Source organism: Luteimonas terricola (genome assembly GCF_004352845.1).
Taxonomy (GTDB): domain Bacteria; phylum Pseudomonadota; class Gammaproteobacteria; order Xanthomonadales; family Xanthomonadaceae; genus Luteimonas; species Luteimonas terricola.
This window is the reverse complement of record NZ_SJRX01000006.1, coordinates 45,327-63,404: the sequence shown is the minus strand read 5'-3', so window position 1 is coordinate 63,404 and position 18,078 is coordinate 45,327. Positions and strand designations below refer to the sequence as shown.

General features: G+C 70.5%; 14 protein-coding genes and 1 riboswitch. Of the genes, 7 read left to right on the top strand and 7 right to left on the bottom strand.

The window, feature by feature from the left end:
- Positions 1-38 precede the first annotated feature (38 nt).
- Positions 39-3,575 carry a hybrid sensor histidine kinase/response regulator gene (locus E2169_RS10095; protein WP_132986487.1) on the bottom strand — a complete coding sequence of 1,179 codons (3,537 nt, stop codon included), beginning with the start codon at positions 3,573-3,575 and terminating at the stop codon, positions 39-41.
- 163 nt (positions 3,576-3,738) lie between these two features.
- On the opposite strand from E2169_RS10095, the gene E2169_RS10090 reads away from it, so the two are divergent.
- A complete protein-coding gene (locus tag E2169_RS10090; protein ID WP_229659162.1) occupies positions 3,739-4,395 on the top strand; it encodes a YceI family protein in 657 nt (218 codons plus the stop codon).
- 52 nt (positions 4,396-4,447) lie between these two features.
- On the opposite strand, the gene E2169_RS10085 is transcribed toward E2169_RS10090, so the two are convergent.
- Positions 4,448-4,675: a glutaredoxin family protein gene (locus E2169_RS10085; protein WP_132986486.1), complete on the bottom strand. Its 228-nt coding sequence runs from the start codon at positions 4,673-4,675 to the stop codon at positions 4,448-4,450.
- 92 nt (positions 4,676-4,767) lie between these two features.
- Between E2169_RS10085 and E2169_RS10080 the strand changes: the two genes are divergently transcribed.
- Entirely contained in the window at positions 4,768-6,150 is a 1,383-nt protein-coding gene (locus E2169_RS10080) for an L-serine ammonia-lyase (RefSeq protein ID WP_132986485.1), read from the top strand.
- A gap of 22 nt (positions 6,151-6,172) precedes the next feature.
- On the opposite strand, the gene E2169_RS10075 is transcribed toward E2169_RS10080, so the two are convergent.
- The 3 genes from E2169_RS10075 to metX are packed head-to-tail and all read right to left on the bottom strand — an operon-like array spanning position 6,173 to position 9,539.
- Positions 6,173-7,279 (bottom strand): homoserine dehydrogenase family protein, encoded by a 1,107-nt coding sequence (locus E2169_RS10075; RefSeq protein WP_132986484.1) that lies wholly within the window; start codon positions 7,277-7,279, stop codon positions 6,173-6,175.
- A complete protein-coding gene (locus E2169_RS10070) occupies positions 7,276-8,487 on the bottom strand; it encodes an O-succinylhomoserine (thiol)-lyase (RefSeq protein ID WP_132986483.1) in 1,212 nt (403 codons plus the stop codon). The genes E2169_RS10075 and E2169_RS10070 overlap by 4 nt, the downstream gene beginning before the upstream one ends.
- Positions 8,484-9,539: a homoserine O-succinyltransferase MetX gene (gene metX / locus E2169_RS10065; protein WP_132986482.1), complete on the bottom strand. Its 1,056-nt coding sequence runs from the start codon at positions 9,537-9,539 to the stop codon at positions 8,484-8,486. Before metX ends, E2169_RS10070 begins: the two co-directional genes overlap by 4 nt.
- A 109-nt stretch (positions 9,540-9,648) precedes the next feature.
- A riboswitch (SAM riboswitch) is annotated at positions 9,649-9,767 on the bottom strand.
- 109 nt (positions 9,768-9,876) lie between these two features.
- Between metX and E2169_RS10060 the strand changes: the two genes are divergently transcribed.
- The 5 genes from E2169_RS10060 to E2169_RS10040 all read left to right on the top strand — a co-directional run bounded on the left by E2169_RS10060 (position 9,877) and on the right by E2169_RS10040 (position 16,618).
- Positions 9,877-10,965: an NHL repeat-containing protein gene (locus E2169_RS10060; RefSeq protein WP_132986481.1), complete on the top strand. Its 1,089-nt coding sequence runs from the start codon at positions 9,877-9,879 to the stop codon at positions 10,963-10,965.
- Between the two features lie 8 nt (positions 10,966-10,973).
- Entirely contained in the window at positions 10,974-11,792 is an 819-nt protein-coding gene (locus E2169_RS10055) for a M23 family metallopeptidase (protein ID WP_279432754.1), read from the top strand.
- Between the two features lie 262 nt (positions 11,793-12,054).
- On the top strand, positions 12,055-13,647 hold the full coding sequence (locus E2169_RS10050; protein WP_132986479.1) for a peptide chain release factor 3: 1,593 nt from the start codon (positions 12,055-12,057) through the stop codon (positions 13,645-13,647).
- Positions 13,648-13,945: 298 nt separating this feature from the next.
- Entirely contained in the window at positions 13,946-14,584 is a 639-nt protein-coding gene (gene trhA / locus E2169_RS10045; RefSeq protein WP_132986651.1) for a PAQR family membrane homeostasis protein TrhA, read from the top strand.
- A gap of 78 nt (positions 14,585-14,662) precedes the next feature.
- The gene (locus E2169_RS10040; protein WP_132986478.1) at positions 14,663-16,618 is read left to right on the top strand and encodes an AsmA family protein; all 1,956 of its coding nucleotides are present in this window, start codon (positions 14,663-14,665) and stop codon (positions 16,616-16,618) included.
- A gap of 15 nt (positions 16,619-16,633) precedes the next feature.
- Here the strand turns inward: E2169_RS10040 and E2169_RS10035 are convergent, their stop codons facing one another.
- Positions 16,634-17,065: a CBS domain-containing protein gene (locus E2169_RS10035; RefSeq protein WP_132986477.1), complete on the bottom strand. Its 432-nt coding sequence runs from the start codon at positions 17,063-17,065 to the stop codon at positions 16,634-16,636.
- Positions 17,025-18,053, bottom strand: a complete 1,029-nt coding sequence (locus E2169_RS10030) for a glycosyltransferase family 2 protein (protein ID WP_132986476.1) — start codon at positions 18,051-18,053, stop codon at positions 17,025-17,027. Before E2169_RS10030 ends, E2169_RS10035 begins: the two co-directional genes overlap by 41 nt.
- Positions 18,054-18,078 lie beyond the last annotated feature (25 nt).

The following is an 18,078-nucleotide window of genomic DNA, read 5'->3' as shown; positions in this document are numbered from 1 at the left end:
CGCAAGAATCGCCTTCCGGGCGCTCGTCCCCATCGTCATCACTCCACCGCCCCGGGTCGCAGCGCGTCGATCGCTTCGGCCAGCATCGCACCGGTCATCGGCTTGCGCAGGAATCCGTCGAAGCCCGCGCTGCGCGCCAGCGGCTCGGCCTCTGCGTCGGCGCGGGCGGTGATCGCGAGCAGTGGCACGTCGAACCCTCCCGCACGCAGCTGCCTCGCAAGCGCCAGGCCGGTGATGCCCGGGAGGTCGAGGTCGAGCAGCGCCATGTCGAACACCGCATTCGCCGCTTCGGTCAGCGCGGCCAGCCCGTGTGGCACATGGACCACATCGTGGCCCTGCGCGCGCAGCAGGCCGGTGATGACCTCGGCGACGGTGGCGTCGTCCTCGACCAGCAGCAGCGACAGTCCGCCGGTCGGATCGCGCCTGGGGACCAGGGTCGCGACCGCAGTCTGCACCGGGGGCGACGCCGCCGGCAGCGGCAGGTCGACGGTGAAGTCCGTGCCATGCCCCGGCGTGCTGTCGAGTTCGATGCGACCGCCCATCGCCACCGCCAGCTCCTGGCAGATCGCCAGGCCCAGGCCGCTGCCGCCGTAGCGCGCCGCGGTGCGCGCGCCATCGGCCTGCTCGAAGCGCTGGAACAGGTGCGCCTGCTGCTCTTCGTTGAGACCCGGACCGGTGTCGGACACCACCAGGCGCACGCCGCCCGAGGCTATCGGCGCGACCTGCATCGAGACGCTGCCCTCCTCGGTGAACTTGACCGCATTGCCGAGCAGGTTGAGCAGGATCTGGCGCACGCGCCCGGCGTCGCCAAGCAGCCAGCGCGGTGTCTGCGCATCGACGTGGCAGCGGAACCCGAGGCCACGCTGCCGGGCCATTGGCTCCACCAGGCCGCCGACCTCGTCGAGTACGGCCGCGAGGTCGAAGGGCTGCGCCACGAGCTCCAGCTTGCCGGCCTCGATCCGCGCCAGGTCGAGCGCATCGTTCACCAGCCGCATCAGGTGTTCCCCGGCGCGGCGGATGGCGACGGCATAGCCGCGCTGTCGCTTGTCCAGGCCGGTATCCAGCAGGAGCTCGCTCATGCCCAGCACGCCGGTCATCGGTGTGCGCACCTCGTGGCCAAGGGTGGCCAGGAAGCGCGTCTTGGCCTCCGAGGCCTGCTCGGCGAGTTCGCGCTTCTGCTTGTTGAGCTGCCAGGCGTGGCGACGCTTCAGGCGTATGCGGTAGAGGTGCACGACCCACAGCATGAGCAGCACGCAGGCCACGGCGAACATCGCCACCGCCCAGGATGCCTTCCACCAGGGCGGCTCCACGGCCAGCCGCAGGCTTTGCACCGGCGTCCATTCGTCGTCCGCGGTGCGGGCCTGCACGTCGAGCCGATAGCTTCCCGGCGCGAGCCGCGCGAACACGCGTTCGCCGCTGGCGCCGGTCTCGACCCAGCCGGGGTCGTAACCGTGCAGGCGGAAGCGGTAGCGGTGTGCGTGGGCATCGGTGAACGACAGCAGCCGGGCCACGACGTGGAGGTCGCGATCGTCATGGCGCAGCGACAGCTGGCCCTGGGGCGACAGCACCAGGCGTTCGTCGCCGCGACGCAGCTCGACCGATTCGATCGCCAGCGTCGGCGTGCTCTGACTCCACTGCACCTGCTGCGGCTGGAACAGCAGCAGGCCGTCCGCGGTACCGGCGGCCACGTATCCCTGTGCCGACACCGCCACCGGATACTCGCTGAACTCGTGGCTGGGCAGCCCGTCGTGGACGCCGTAGACGCGCAGCCGGTCGCGTCCGGGATCGAAACGCACCAGCCCGCGCACGGTGGTCAGCCAGACCATGCCGGTCGCGTCGACCACCACCCCGCCGGGTGCAACCATGGGCATGCCGTGCGAGGCACCCACGCTGCGCTGCCGGTCAAGCCGTTCTCCGTTCCAGGCATAGGCCCCGAGTTCACCGTAGCCGGCCAGCCAGACCATGCCGTCGGCACCGAAGTCGACGCTGTAGACGGCGGCTTCCGGGGCGCCGGGCACGGGTTCAAGCCTGCGTGCGCCGTCGTTCCAGGACAGCAGGCCGTGGGTGGTGGCCGCCCACACGCCACCATTGGGCGCGCGCACGAGGTGCTCGACCATCGCCGCCGCAGCCAGGCCCCGGCCGTCGCCGCGGTGGATGGTGTCGAGCACCCGCCCCCCGGCGTCGCGCACCTGGATGCTCTGGTGGCTGGCCAGCCACAGGCTGCCGTCGCGCTGCTCGACGAACTGGGCGATGCGGCCCGGCGGCGCGGCGTCATCGCTGCCATCGGCATACCAGCGGCGCGCGTTCCCGGTGTCCGGATCGAAGCGCACCAGCTGATCCTGGCAGCCCAGCCAGACGCCACCGTCGCGCGCCTCGATGACACCGGTGACAAACAGCGCACCGCAGGCCGCGGACAGCCGGTGTTCGATCTTCCCGCTCTCCGGCGACAGGTGGTCGAGTACGCCTCCGCTGCCGACCAGCCACAGACCTCCCCCGGGGCCGGCCGTGGACGGCGCGGCGCTGTAGACGAAGGCATTGGCGGACGAATCGGGATTGTTGAGGCGCCGCTGCAGCACGGTGAAGTTGCGCCAGTTGGCAGGCAGGTGCCACAGGCCCGAGTCCGCACTGGCGAACCACAGGCCGCCCTCGCGGTCCTCGTAGGCGCTCGACCAGGCCGGGCGCACCAGGCCGCGGCTGGTGTTGCTGTACAGCGGAACGTGCGCAACCTGGCCGTTGTTGACCCAGGCCAGGCCGCTGCGGGTATCCAGCCAGCGTGCACCCTGGGAATCCTGCAGCAGCATGTTCAGCGCGAGATCGCCAAGCGCCGGGTCGGCCCACGGTAGTTGCTCGATGCGGCCGTCGGCGTGGCGCACCATGCCGGCGCCGTGGATGCCCATCCACAGGCTGCCGGCCTCGTCCAGGGCCATGCCATCGACCATCAGCGTGCCGAGCTTTTCCGCCGGCAGCCGGTCGAAGCCGTCCCCGTTCCACCGCGCGACGCCGCCCTTGGTCCCGACCCACAGCGTGCCGTCGCGGCCATCCACCACCAGGTGCGAGACGCCATCGGACGGCAGGCTGCCGGAGTCGTCGGGGTCGTGCTGGTAACGCTGCAGCCGACCGTCGGGCGAGAGCCTGTGCAGCCCGCCGTTGGAGGTGCCAAACCAGATATCGCCGTCGGGCGTGCCATTGATCGACCAGACGTCGTCGCTGGCCATCTCGGGCTGCGTCGCGCGGTCGTACCAGGTGAACTGTTCGCGGTCGGCATCAAGCATGGCCAGGCCGGCCGTGGATGTGCCGATCCAGACCCGGTCCCTGGCGTCCACGTGCACCGACCACACGAAGTTGTCGTGCAGGCCGTCGCCGACGCGCCAGATCCGGAAGCCGACGCCGTCGTAGCGCGCAAGGCCGTCACGGGTGGCGATCCACAGATAGCCCTGCCGGTCCTCGTCGATGGCGTTGACGCGGTTGGACGGCAGGCCATCGAACACGCTGACCTGGCGCGGTTGCGGCAGCTGCGGCACGGACGCGCCGGCCGCACCTGCCAGCATGCAGAACAGCCACAGCCAGGAATGCATCGCCCAGCGCCGCATCGAACTCCCCATGTCGCCCGCAGCGCCAAGGCACTGCTCGACCCCGCGGGCATCGTCGCAACGCCGCGGCGCTGGCGCAAGTTTCACCATCCACGGTCTGCGCCTAGAATCGGGCCGAGCGCCCATTCGGCCGCATCCGGGAAACGCCATGCGCACCATCCGCCACCGGCCATCGCTGCGCGCAGCCACACTGCTCGCACTGTGCGCGCTGACCGGCGCGTGCTCGCAGCTGGCAACGCGCGGCGCGCTGCCGGCTGATGCCGAGACGGCCCTGCAGCCGGCACCGCACCCGGAAGCCAGGGTCCATGCGCTGGACCCTGTGCACACGCGGATCGCGATTGCGGTCGACCACGCCGGATTCTCCAAGGCCATCGGTACCGTGTCGGGCACCACCGGCACGCTGCACCTGGTGCCAGGCTCCTGGGAGGGTGCGCACGTGGTGGCGGAGATCCCGCTGTCGCAGCTGGACTTCGGCGACGGGGCCTGGAACCGCGCGGTCGCCGCCAGCGGACTGCTCGACTCCGGGCGCCACCCTGTCGCCAGCTTCCGCTCCACCCGCGTCGAACCGCTGGACGCCGGGCAGGCGCGCATCCACGGCGAGCTGACGATGCGCGGAACGACCCGCGAGGTCGTGCTGGAGGCCGTGCGCAATGCCGAACGGCGACATCCCCTGCCCCCGTTCCGGAGCACGGTGGGGTTCTCGGCAACGGCCACGCTCAGCCGGAGCGAGTTCGGCAGCACCGCGTGGGGGTCGATGATCGGGGATGTGGTGGAGGTCCGGATCGAGGTCGAAGCGGTGCGGTAGGGGGAAGATGCCCGAAGGGCAGATGGGGGCGAAGCTTGCCGGAAAGCCCCGATCAACCCAGCAAGAACTCCTCCAGCCTTCCCTGATCGAACGGCCAGTCCAGCTCCCGCCCGTGCGCATCGTCGCGCAGCACCGGCACCCGCTCGCCATACCCCGCTTCCAGCGCCGCGTCGCCATCGATGAACACGCTCTCGAACTCCGGCACCCGCGCCGCTGCCAGCACCTCCAGGGCCAGGTCGCAGAGGTGGCAGTCGTCGCGCTGGAACAGGGTCAGGGTCATCGCAGGAAGCTTCGCAGCGTTGCGCCCATGCGGGGGGCGGGGGTCGGGCCGGGAGCTATCATAGGCAATTCACCCAGCCTTTCCGGGACGCCATGGCCGTCAGCACGTTCGACCTCTACAAGATCGGCATCGGGCCGAGTTCCTCCCACACCGTGGGCCCGATGCGCGCCGCGGCGCGCTTCGTCGAACACTGGCTCGACGAACCCGGCCGCCTGCACGACGTCGCCCGCGTCCGCGCCGAGGTCTTCGGCTCGCTGGCGATGACCGGCCGTGGCCACGGCACCGACAAGGCCGTGTTGATGGGGTTCGAGGGCCAGCATCCGAACACCATCGACCCCGACATCATCCCGGCCGCGCTCGAGCGCATCCGCGGGGAGAAGCAGGTCCGCCTCCTCGGCCGCCACGTGGTGCCCTTCGACGAGAAGCGCGACCTGGTGATGAACAAGCGCCAGAAGCTGCCGCACCACACCAACGGCATGCGCTTCACGGCCTACGATGCCGGCGGCGAGGTGATCGCCACGCGCGACTACTACTCCGTCGGCGGCGGCTTCGTGGTCAACCAGGACGAGGCCGCGGAGGACCGCATCGTCGCCGACACCACGCCGGTGCCGTTCCCGTTCCGCAGCGGCGACGAGCTGCTGGCGCAGGCCGAAGAACACGGCCTCAGCATCGCCCAGCTGATGATGGCCAACGAGCTCTGCTGGCGCAGCGAAGACGAGGTCCGCGCGGGCCTGCGCGAAATCCATGACGCGATGCAGTCCTGCATCCAGCGCGGCATCGCCAACGGCGGCACCCTGCCCGGCGGGCTGCGTGTTTCCCGACGCGCGCCGGCGTTGTACGCGGAACTGTCCGAGCGGCCCGAAGCCGGCATGCGCGATCCGCTGACCACGCTGGACTGGGTCAACCTGTACGCGCTGGCGGTGAACGAAGAGAACGCCGCCGGCGGCCGCGTGGTCACCGCGCCGACCAACGGCGCCGCCGGCATCCTGCCCTCGGTGATGCGCTACTACGAGCGCTTCTGCCCGGGCGCCAGCGAGCAGGGCATGTTCGACTACCTGCTCACCGCGGCCGCGGTCGGCATCCTCTACAAGGAAAACGCATCGATCTCCGGCGCCGAGGTCGGCTGCCAGGGCGAGGTCGGCGTGGCCTGCTCGATGGCCGCCGCCGGGCTGACCGCGGCGCTTGGCGGCACCCCGAGCCAGATCGAGAACGCGGCCGAGATCGGCATGGAGCACAACCTCGGCCTGACCTGCGATCCGATCGGCGGCCTGGTGCAGATCCCCTGCATCGAACGCAACGCCATGGGCGCGGTGAAGGCGATCAACGCCTCGCGCATGGCCATGCGCGGTGACGGCAAGCACAAGGTGTCGCTGGACGAAGTGATCAAGACCATGCGCGACACCGGCCGCGACATGCAGGACAAGTACAAGGAAACCTCGCGCGGCGGCCTGGCGGTCAACGTCATCGAGTGCTGAGGTTGGCGCTGGGCGTGCCGACTCAGCGATGGACGATCGCCAGCACGTCGTCCAGCAGTGCCGCCGCGGTGACGTCCGCACCCGCACCCGGCCCCCTGACCACCAGCGGCTGCTGGGCATAGCGGCAGCTGCCGATCGCGACGATGTTGTCGGTACCGCCCCCCGCGCACAGCGGGTGCGAGGCGGGAAGCGCATCCAGGCCCACCCGCGCTCCTTCGCCGTCGAAGCCGCCGACGAAGCGCAGCCGCGCGCCACCGGCACCGGCCTTCATGAGGCGATCGTGCAGCGGCGCGTCGAGCGAAGGCAGCAAGGCATCGACTTCGCCCGCCTCTGCCGACGCCAGCGCGTCGGTGAGCAGTGAATCGACCTGCACCTGCCCCGCCTCCAGCGCCAGCCCGGCCGCGCGCGCGAGGATCAGCAGCTTGCGGCGCACGTCCTCGCCCGAAAGGTCGGTGCGCGGGTCGGGTTCTGCATAGCCCAGGTCGCGCGCTTCGCGCACGAGGGCCGAGAACGGCCGCGATCCGTCATGGCGGTCGAACAGCCAGGCCAGGGAACCCGACAGCACGCCACTCACGGAGCAGATGCGGTCGCCGCCGGCCATCAGCTCGCGGATCGAGCGCAGCAGCGGCAATCCGGCGCCGACGGTGGCGCTGTCGCCGTAGCGCGCGCCGCCCTCCTCCTGCGCCTCCGCGATCGCCTGCGCCCGCACCAGCTCGCCGCCGTTGCCGAGCTTGTTGGCAGTGACCACGTGGATGCCGCGCGCCAGCCATTCGCTGTGCCAGCCGGCCACGCTGTCGCTGGCGGTGGCATCGACCACGACGTCGCCCGGGCGCAGGCCCTCGCTTTCCACCCAAGGCGCCCAGGTGTCGCGGCGCACCGGCGCGGCGGCATCGAGCTGGGCGAGCGCCTCCGACGGGCGCCCGCCGGCCTCGCGCAGCGCGCGCGTGTTCGACAGCCATGCGAACGCGGGAACCTCCACGCCCTGCGCGCGCAGGCGTTCGCAGCGCTCGACGAAGGCGCTGCCCACGGTGCCGGTACCCAGCAGGGCGAGGCGCGGCCCGGACCGCGGGACGCGCAGGGAGCGCCCCTGGGCACGGGCCGGCAGCGGAAGCCGGATGACGGCCGTCATTCGTCCACCCGCCGGCGCGCGACCGTGATCGGCACCACCTGCACGCGCTCCAGCGCCGCGGCGATATCGGCCTGCAGGTCGGCGCAGGACTCGATGCCGACCGACAGCCGCAGCAGCCCGTCGGGAATCCCGGCGCGCGCACGCGCCTCCGCCGTCATCGCCGCGTGGGTCATCGTGGCCGGATGCGCGACCAGGCTTTCCACGCCACCCAGCGATTCGGCCAGGGTGAAGAACCGCAGTCCATCGACGAAGGCGCGCACCGCGGCCTCGCCGCCGCACAGCTCGACGCTGAGCATCGCGCCAAAGCCCCGCTGCTGGCGCGCGGCCACGGCGTGCCCCGGATGCGCCTCCAGGCCCGGCCAATGGACCGTCGCCACCGCCGGGTGCGCGTCGAGCTGGTGCGCGACGGCTTCCGCATTTTCCTGGTGCACGCGCACGCGTGCATCGAGCGTGCGCAGGCCGCGCAGGGTGAGGAAGCTGTCGAATGGCGCGCCGGTGATGCCCAGCGCGTTCGCCCACCAGGTGAAGCGCTCGTGCAGCTCCGGCGTGGCCGCCACCACCGCACCGCCGACCACGTCGCTGTGGCCGTTGATGTACTTGGTGGTCGAATGCAGCACCGCGTCCGCGCCGAATTCGATCGGCCGCTGCAGCGCGGGCGACAGGAAGGTGTTGTCGACCGCGACCTGGGCGCCCGCGCGGTGCGCCGCCTCGATCACGAAGCGCAGGTCGGTGATCCGCAGCAGGGGGTTGGACGGGGTTTCGACCAGCACCAGTTTCGGCTGCGTGGCCAGCGCTTCGGCCAGCGCGCGCGGATCGGTGAGGTCGGCGGTGACGAGCTCGAAATGGCCCTTGCGCGCAAGCGCATCGAACAGCCGCCAGCTGCCGCCGTAGGCGTCGTGCGGCACCACCAGGCGATCGCCGGGTTCGAGCAGGGCGTGCAGCAGCAGGGTGATCGCCGCCATGCCGCTGGAGGTCACCACGCCGCCGGCGCCGCCTTCGAGGCTTGCCAGCGCCTCGCCGAGCAGGTCGCGCGTGGGATTGCCGCTGCGGGTGTAGTCGTAGTCGCGCTTGCCGCCGATACCGTCGAAGCTGAAGTTCGATGACAGCACCAGGGGCGGCACCACGGCGCCGAAAGCGTCGTCGCGGTCGATGCCCGCGCGCACCGCGCGGGTCGCGGCGGCAGCGCGGCCGGAATCATGCGCGCTCATGCCGCCACCTCCTCGCCGAGCGCCGTGCGCAGGATCGCGTCCACCCGGCCGTCATCCTTGAGAAAGGCGTCGTGGCCATGCGGCGAGCGCAGCACGCGCAGGCTGGCCGGGCCGCCCAGGCCTTCCACCAGCGCGACCGCTTCCGACAGCGGCACCAGCGGATCGCCCTCGACCGCGACCACCGTCGCCGGCGCCCGGACCGCTGCCGGATCCACCCGGTGCAGGTCGAGGGATTCCGACAGCCGCTGCCACGCCAGCACCGGCGTGCTTGCGACGAAGCGCGCACCGGCGGCATCGAGGTAGTCCTCTGCCGCGACCCGCACGCAGCCATTGACGACCTCGGCCGGCGCGGCGAAGCGTTCGGCGAAGCCGTCGCCGCTGCGGTAGCCGAGCATCGCGAACTGCCGCGCCAGCGACAGTCCCTGGTCCCCCGCGCACTGCAACTCGCCCAGCGCCACCGCCTTGCGCTGCAGCGCGCGCCAGGCCGCGGCCCAGGGATGCGCGCGGTGCGCACCGCTGACCGCCACCACCCGTTCCAGCCGCGCGCCGTGGCGCGTCGCGAACTGCAGCGCCACGGCTGCCCCGTAGGAGTAGCCGACGAAGGCATGCAGGCGCGCGATGCCCAGCGCATCGATCAGCACCGCCGCGGCATCGGCCTGGTCGGCGGTGTCGATCACCGCGTCGAGCGTGCCGTCGGCGCCAACGTGGTCGAAGGCGAGCAGCCGCAGCTGCGAGGGATCCAGCGCGCGGCCTCCGCCGACGATGGCTTCGGCCCAGCCTCGTTCGGAAAACGAGGCACTGGCAGCAAGATGGCGGCCGGCGGAGATCCCGCCCGAGACCAGCACCACCGGCGCGCCTTCCGGACCCGCCAGCTCCCAGGCCAGGCGCAGGCGGCGGGTGCCGGCATGGCGCATGGGCAGCACCACGTCGATGTCGCCGCGCACGGCGGGATGGCCCACGTGGGCGACGCTGGCAACGGCCCGCGGGTCGCAGGCGACGGGGAACGGTGCGGCAAGAGGGGCAACAGCGGCGGCGCGATCTTCGAGGCTCATGGCGATATCCGGGGAAGGGACAAGGCCATCGATGCCGCGGGGCATGCCGGAGGACGGGTATCGCCGCGCGAGCACGGCGATACGCGACGGACCGCCGCGAAGCGATCCGCAACCATCTTCCGGTGGACACACAGGTCCCCGCAGGACTTGGCACAGCGGACGGGGCTCGCGCCCCATCCAGTTGCCCCGGCTTCTTCGGGCCTGTCCCTCAGCCGGTCTCGATGGATGCGCGCAGCTTGGCAGGGCCCCGGAATCGTGTCAATCGCTTTATCGCGATGAAGCGATGACAAGAACCTTTCCCCCGCTGGCGGAGTGAGGGGTGCCGCATAATGCGCGCATGTCGAAGCCTATCCTTGCGGGCGCGTTCGCCCTCGTACTCGCCGCCTGCGCGAGCACTCCCCCAACATCGCATCAGGCAGCACCCGCAGCCGAGGCCTCCAGCCTGGTCGCCGAAGCCTGGATCTCGCCGGATGTGCGCGGCGAGGAGCTGGATTCCGTCGCTACCTGGGTGGGTGAAGACGGCCAGATCTGGCTGCTGGCCACCGGCAAGTCCACCCACCGCCTGTCGCTGTTCGACGGCGACACCGGCGAGCCGCTGCGCACCATCGGCACGCGCGGCAAGGCGCCGGGCGAATTCAAGCGCCCCAACGGCCTGACCGTATTCGGGGACCTGCTGTTCGTGGTCGAACGCGACAACCATCGCGTGCAATTGCTGTCGCTGCCCGACTTCGAGCCGCAAGCCATCTTCGGTGCCGACGAACTGCGCAGCCCCTATGGCATCTGGCTGCACGAATCCGCGCCCGGTGAGCTCGAGGCCTTCGTCACCGACAGCTTCATGTATGGCGAACGCCACGACGTGGTGCCGCCCGCGGAGGAACTCTCCCAGCGCGTGCGTCGCTACCGCCTGCGCTTTGACGAACAGGGCCACCTCGACGCCACCCACCTCGGCTCGTTCGGTGAAACCGGAGGACCGGCCCGCCTGAACATGGTCGAGTCCATCGCCGGCGACCCCGCCCACGACCGGCTGCTGGTCGCCGAAGAGGACCAGACCAGCCCGTCCAACCTGCACGTCTACGGCTTCGACGGACGCTGGACCGGCCGCAGCCTGCCCGAGGGCACCTTCACCGGCGAGGCCGAGGGCGTCGTGCTCTGGGCCTGCAGCGCCACCGGGGGCTATTGGCTGGCCGTCGACCAGCAGGCGCCGCTGACCTGGTTCCACCTGTTCGATCGCAGCGACCTGTCGCCCGTCGGCAGCTTCCACGGCGACGTCACCGCGCGCACCGACGGCATCGCCCTGCACGCGGCGGCCACGCCGCGCTTCCCGGGCGGCGTGCTGTACGCCGTCCATGACGACCGCGCGATTTCGGCTTTCGACCTGCGTGACATCGTCGACACGCTGGGCCTGGACCCCGCCTGCCTGCACTGACGATGCGCATGCGCGCCGCCGCCATCGTGCTTGCGTGGGTCACCGCCACCGGGATGGCGCACGCGCAGGACCCGCAGCGGCACGCGTACCAGGATCCCGCGCCGCTTGCGCGACTGGACATCGTCGATCGCGGCCAGGGCCCCGAGGCCTGGGCGCAGAACCTCCTCTCCGGGCCGATCGAAGTCGTGCTGCGCGCACGCGGAACAACGCCGGCGGCGCGCCCTGCACTGCCCGCGCGCGCCACGATCCCGGCGCTGGGCCGGGTCCTGGTCGCCCGCGTCGACCGCACCAACGCCGAGCTGCTGCTGGAGGTCGTCCCCGGACATGCAGGCGCGCGACCGCGCGACGTCGAATATGCCTGGCCGCTGGCCACCGGCACGCTGCGCATCGGCCAGGGCTGGGGCGGCGCTTTCAGCCACCGCGACGATGAAAACCGCCACGCCGTGGACTTCGCGGCCCCCGAGGGCACCCCCGTGCTGGCCGCGCGCGACGGCGTGGTGATGCAGGTCGAGGCGGGCTTCGCCGACGGCGGCCTGGACTCGCCCGACGACATCGACCGCGCCAACTTCATCCGCATCCTCCACGACGACGGCACCATGGCCGTCTACGCCCACCTGGCACCTGGCGGCGCGCAGGTCCGCCAGGGCGAGCGCGTGCGCCGCGGCCAGCGCATCGGCACCTCGGGCAGCACCGGCTACAGCGGCGGCCCGCACCTGCACTTCGTCGTCCAGGCCAACCGCGGCCTGCGCCTGGCGTCCCTGCCCTTCAAGATGTTCGGCCCGGGCGGGATCCTGCGCTTCAGCGAGGCTGCGGCGGGGGTGGAGTAGCAGGGCAAGAGCGTTTTTGCCACGGATTCACGCGGAGGACGCGGATGGGGCAGAAGCTTTTCAGCCGCGGATCTACGCGGATTACGCGGATCGGGCCGGGGCCAGCCGGATCGGCGCGCCCTGCCCCTTTTTCTCAGCTTGATCCGCGTGAATCCGCGCGGATCCGCGTCATCCGTGGCAAAAATGCTCTTGGGATCCCCATGGCCGCCGTATAATCACGGGTTCCCCGCAGACTCCCGGCGCCAGCAAGGCGCGTATCGCCATGCCTGACGTTGCCGCCGAAGCCGCCCGCCGCCGTACGTTCGCGATCATTTCGCATCCCGACGCCGGCAAGACCACCCTGACCGAGAAGCTGCTGCTGTTCGGCGGGGCGATCCAGATGGCCGGGTCGGTGAAGGGCCGCAAGGCCGCCCGCCATGCCACGTCCGACTGGATGAAGCTCGAGCAGGAGCGCGGCATCTCGGTCACCAGTTCGGTGATGCAGTTCCCCTACGAGGGCCGCGTCGTCAACCTGCTCGACACGCCTGGCCACGCCGACTTCGGCGAAGACACCTATCGCGTGCTGACCGCGGTGGACAGCGCGCTGATGGTGATCGACGTCGCCAAGGGCGTCGAGGAGCGCACCATCAAGCTCATGGAGGTCTGCCGCATGCGCGACACGCCGATCATGACCTTCATCAACAAGCTCGACCGCGAGGGCCGCGAACCGATCGAACTGCTCGACGAAGTCGAGAGCGTGCTCGGCATCCAGTGCGCGCCCGTGACCTGGCCCATTGGCATGGGCAAGCGCCTGAAGGGCGTGGTGCACCTCATCACGGGCGAAGTGCACCTGTACGAACAGGGCCGCAACTTCACCCGCCAGGATTCGACCATCTTCCCCTCGATCGACGATCCGGGCCTGGAGGCGCGCATCGGCGCCGACATGCTTGCCGGCCTGCGCGACGAACTGGAACTGGTCCAGGGCGCGAGCCATGCGTTCGATGCGCAGGAGTACCTGGCCGGCCGCCAGACGCCGGTGTTCTTCGGCTCCGCGGTCAACAACTTCGGCGTGCAGCCGCTGCTCGACTTCTTCGTCCGCCACGCGCCCCCGCCGCAGCCGCGCGCCACCACCGACCGTGTCGTCGCGCCCGCGGAGCCGAAGCTCACCGGTTTCGTGTTCAAGATCCAGGCCAACATGGATCCGCAGCACCGCGACCGCGTCGCCTTCATGCGCGTGTGCTCCGGCCGCTTCGAGGCCGGCATGAAAACCTTCCACGTGCGGACGGGCAAGGACATGAAGCTCGCCAACGCGCTGACCTTCATGGCCAGCGACCGCGAGATCGCCGCCGAGGCGTATCCGGGCGACGTGATCGGCATCCACAACCACGGCACGATCTCGATCGGCGACACCTTCACCGAGGGCGAACAGTTCGCCTTCACCGGCATCCCCAACTTCGCGCCCGAGCTGTTCCGGCGCGCGCGCCTGCGCGACCCGCTCAGGCTCAAGCAGCTGCAGAAGGGCCTGGCGCAGCTGTCGGAAGAAGGCGCGACCCAGTTCTTCCGGCCGCTGATGTCCAACGACCTGATCCTGGGCGCGGTTGGCGTGCTGCAGTTCGACGTCGCCGCCTACCGGCTCAAGGCCGAGTACGGCGTGGACGCCATCTTCGAGCCCGTCGGCGTGGTCACCACGCGCTGGGTGCACTGCGACAGCGAGCGCAAACTGGAAGAGTTCCGCGAGAAGAACGCGACCAACCTCGGCATCGACGCCGCCGGCGAACTGGTCTACCTGGCGCCCACCCGCGTCAACCTGCAGCTGGCCCAGGAACGCTGGCCCGACGTGCGCTTCGACGCCACCCGCGAACAAGCCCACGCCTAAGTCACCGGCTGAGCACCAGCCCCCTTGACGCCGGGACTTTACGGGGAAGCCGGGACTGCACGCGCCGGGGTGGGGAGGCGGAAGAGCGATTTTCACCACGGATGACGCGGATCTGCGCGGGTCTACGCGGATCAAGCCAAGGCCTAGAGTTGCTCCTTGCCTTGGTCCACTCCCCTCCGCGAGTTGCAGCAGATGCGCCCCGGCCAGATCCGCGTGATCCGCGCGAATCCGTGGCCAACACACCCACGCATGGCATGATCGGCCCGGCTCCTCCCCCCGGGATTCCACCGTGTCGACCATGAGCCTGCGCCAGAAGCGCGAAGAACTGGCCAGCGCCCTGACGCACGGCCTTGGCGCGACCGCCGCGCTCGCCGGCGGCGCGGTCCTGATCACCCTGGCGGCGCTGCACGGCAACGGCTGGCAGCTGGGCGCGGCGATCGTGTTCGGCGTGTCCCTGCTCCTGCTCTATCTTGCTTCCACCCTGTACCACTCCTTCCAGCACCCGGTGCTCAAGGGCCGCCTGAAGGTCTTCGACCACTGCGCGATCTACCTGCTGATCGCGGGCACCTACACCCCCTTCACCCTGATCGGCCTCCGCGGCCCATGGGGGTGGAGCCTGTTCGCCGCGATCTGGACGCTGGCGCTGGCCGGCGTGGTGTTCAAGCTGTTCTACACCGGCCGCTTCAAGCGCCTGTCCACCCTGGTCTACGTGGCCATGGGCTGGCTGGTGCTGGTGGCGATCAAGCCGGTGCTGGCCGCGCTCGACGCCTGGACATTCGGCTGGCTCGTCGCCGGCGGCGTGTTCTATACCCTGGGCACGGTCTTCTACCACCGTGAATCGATCCCGTACTCGCACGCGATCTGGCACCTGTTCTGCATCGCCGGCAGCGTCTGCCATTACGTCGCGGTGATGGCGCAGGTCACGCTGCCCGCCTGAACGCCATCGAACGCATTCACTGTGGTTTGACCGCGCCCGGCAGAGGCTGGACATCGCACCCGCACCCGGAGCCGGCGCATGCCGACGGATGTCCCGCCGCAGGACACGCCCTATCGCAGGGCCCGCATCGCCGTCCACGCCCATCCCTGGCGGACGGCCGTGGCCATCGTCGCCGTGGCATTGCTCGCGCTGGTGCTGCTCTGGGACTGGAACTGGTTCAAGGGTCCGGTCGAACGCGTCGTCACCGCCCGCACCGGCCGCAGCTTCGACATCGGCGGCAACCTCGACGTCGACCTGGGGCGCACCGCGGTGATCCGCGCCGACCGGTTGACGCTCGGCAATGCCGACTGGTCCGACACACCGGAGATGGCCAGCGCCGACGCGCTCGAACTGCATGTCCGACTGTTCCCGCTGCTGGTCGGCCGCATCCACATCCCCAGGCTGCGCCTGTCCAGTCCCGACGCGCTGCTGGAAACCGGCGATGACGGCGGCAACTGGCGTTTCGACGACATGTCGGGTGATGGCGATGGACCGCGCATCGACCACCTCCAGGTCGACAAGGGCCACCTTCGCTTCGTCGATGCCGCGAACCGGACCGACGTGAACATTTCGGTGGCCAGCGCGGACGCCGACGACCCGTCGCTGCGTCCGCTTGCGCTCAGCGGCGACGGCCACTGGCGCGGCGAATCCTTCAAGGTGTCCGGTGCCGTGGCCTCGCCGCTGGAGTTGCGCGACACCCGGACGCCCTATGCGATCAACCTGAAGGCGTCCGCCGGCAGCACCCATGCGCACGCCCGCGGCGCCATCACCCGGCTGCTCGGACTGTCGGCCTTCGACCTGCAGATGGCGCTGTCCGGCAAGGACCTCGAGAATCTGTATCCACTGCTCGGGATCGCGATGCCGCATACACCGCCCTACGCGCTCGACGGCCGTCTTGTCCGCGACGGCGCGGTGTGGCGCTATGAAGGCTTCAGCGGCACGGTGGGTGACAGCGACCTCGGCGGCACGGCCAAGGTCACCACCGACCGCGAACGGATGCTGTTCGAGGGCGACCTGCATTCCGAGCTGCTCGACTTCGACGACCTCGCCGGCTTTGTCGGCGCCGCACCCGACAGCGGCGCCGGCGAGACCGGCAACGCCGAACTCGAAGCCGAAGCCGGCGAGCGCGCCGCCGCGGGCCGCCTGCTGCCGGACACGCCCTACGACCTGCACAAGCTGCGCACCATGGATGCCGACGTGCGCTGGAAGGCGCAGCGCATCGAAGCCCCGGGCTGGCCGCTGGACGACATGGACGCGCACGTCATGCTCGAGGCCGGCCTGCTGCGACTGGATCCGCTGGACTTCGGCGTGGCCGGCGGCCGCCTGCGGTCCACGATCCGCATGGACGCGCGCCAGGAAGCGATCCGCACCGATGCCGCCATCCGCGTGCGCGGTCTCGCGCTCGGCCGGCTGTTTCCCGACTCGGCACTGGTTGAGGACGCGGTCGGGAAGATCAGCGGCGACATCGACATCGCCGGCAGCGGCAATTCGATCGCACGCATGCTCGGCAGTGCCGACGGCGAGGCCGTGCTCGGCATGGGCCGCGGCGAGATCAGCAACCTGCTGCTCGAACTCGCCGGGCTGGATGTCTACGAAGCGCTGAAGTTCCTGATCGGCAAGGATCGCAAGGTCGCGATCCACTGTGCGTTCGGCGACTTCGTGATCGAGGATGGCCTGATGACCGCGCGCGCGCTCGCCTTCGACACGTCCGACACGATCATCGTCGGCGAGGGCACGGTCGACCTTGGCGAGGAACAGCTGGACCTGGTGCTCAAGCCACGACCCAAGGACCGCAGCATCCTCGCGCTGCGCTCGCCGCTGGTGGTCGACGGCAGCTTCCGTGATCCGGGATTCCGTCCGGACATGGGACGCCTGGGCCTGCGCGGTGCGATCGCGCTGACGCTGGCCAGCATCGCGCCGCCGGCGGCGTTGCTGGCAACGCTGGAACTGGGACCGGGCGAGGACAGCGACTGCGGTGGGCAGTACGCCCACTAGCGCAGCAGAACAGGCTCAGGACGTGATGTAGCGCTGCAGCTGATCGAGCTCGTACTGCTGCTCTTCGATCACCGCCTTGACCAGGTCGCCGATCGACACCAGGCCGACCACTTCGCCGTCCACGACCACCGGCAGGTGCCGGACCCGCCGCTCGGTGACCAGCTGCATGCAGGCCGGCGCGGCGTCGTCCAGGCCGACGGTGACGATGTCGGCGGTCATGATGTCGCGCACCGGGGTTTCCCTCGAAGAACGCCCGGCGAGCACGATCTTCCGCGCGTAGTCGCGTTCGGACACCATGCCGGCGAGCCGGCCTCCGGGTTCAAGCACCACCAGCGCACCGATGCCCTTCTCGGCCATCAACCGGATGGCGTCGATCACCGCCGCATCCGGGCTGATCGCGTGGACCTCAGGACCCTTGGACTCCAGCAGCTGCCTCACCGTGCGCATCGCGGCCTCGCTCGATCATGGGTGGCATGGCCGAGCATACCCCTTCGGCCGGCGACCAGGTGTCGACCAGGTACAGCGGCCGCTGCTTGGACTCTTCGTAAAGCCGGCCGAGGTATTCACCGATCAGCCCGAGCGCCGTCAGCTGCACGCCGCCCAGGAACAGGATCACCGCCATCATCGTCGGCCAGCCGGCGACCGGGTCACTCCAGAACAAGGCCTTGATGATGATCCACAGGCCGTAGCCGAAGGCCACCAGCGCGGTGGCGACGCCGAGGTAGGTCGCCAGCCGCAGCGGCGCGGTCGAGAAGCTGGTGATGCCTTCGAGCGCGAAGTTCCACAGCCGCCATGCGTTGAACTTGCTGTTGCCGGCCAGCCGCGGCTCGCGCCGGTAGGGAATGCTCACGCGGTTGAAGCCGATCCAGCCGAACAGGCCCTTCATGAAGCGGTGACGCTCTCGCAGTTCGCGCAGGGCGGCCAGCGCACGCGGCGACAGCAGGCGGAAATCGCCGGTGTCGGTGGGCATGGGTGTTTTCGACAGGCGCTGCATCACCCGGTAGAAGGCGTGCGCGGACGCGCGCTTGAACCAGCCCTCGCCCTCGCGCGCCAGGCGCGTGCCGTGGACGTCGTCATACCCCTCGCGCCAGCGCGCGACGAACTCCGGGATCAGCTCCGGCGGATCCTGGCCGTCGGCATCCAGGATCAGCGCGGCGCCGTCCAGCACCCGGTCCAGGCCCGCGGTCAGCGCCGCCTCCTTGCCGAAGTTGCGCGACAGGCGCAGCAGCGACACCCGCGGGTCGGTCGCGGCCAGGTCCCGCAGCAAGCCCCAGGTGCCGTCGGTACTGCCGTCGTCGACGTAGAGCACGCCGCCATCCACGCCGTCGTCGTCGGCCAGTCCGGCCAGCACGGCGGCCAGGCGGCGATGCAGCTCCGGCAGCGACTGGTCCTCGTTGAAGGCCGCCACCACCACGGTCAGTCTGTCGCGTGTCATGCCGTCATCGTAGCGCGGGCGGGCC